Below are 261 nucleotides of genomic sequence, written 5' to 3'. Positions count from 1 at the left end.
GGGCCCATAAGAAGATAAACAACACTTCATCTGTTTTTCTAATTATATGATAAAAAGGAAAAAATTACACTTTAAATAAGAATATTCTAATTATTTCGACTCTGAATATTTCCAAGCTTGTCCGTATAAGCTAAAATAAGGTATATAGTATTTTGATGAATGTGTTAAAAGAAGATAATACGTTAGGGTGATATAAAATGTGGCGGAAGCTTACGATTATTGTAGTGTTACTTTGTTTAGCGGGATACGCAGCTTATGAAC

Annotated in this window: 1 pseudogene; it reads left to right on the top strand. The window is 30.3% G+C overall.

Annotation, left to right across the window (positions count from 1 at the left end):
* Positions 1–197 precede the first annotated feature (197 nt).
* Positions 198–261 (top strand): annotated as a pseudogene (locus SB717_RS37090) (thiol:disulfide interchange protein); the annotation flags it as partial.

The organism is Priestia sp. SIMBA_032, assembly GCF_046535215.1.
Taxonomy (GTDB): Bacteria; Bacillota; Bacilli; order Bacillales; family Bacillaceae_H; genus Priestia; species Priestia aryabhattai.
The sequence above is the reverse complement of the archived record's forward strand: the minus strand, read 5'-3'. Positions and strand labels throughout refer to the sequence as shown.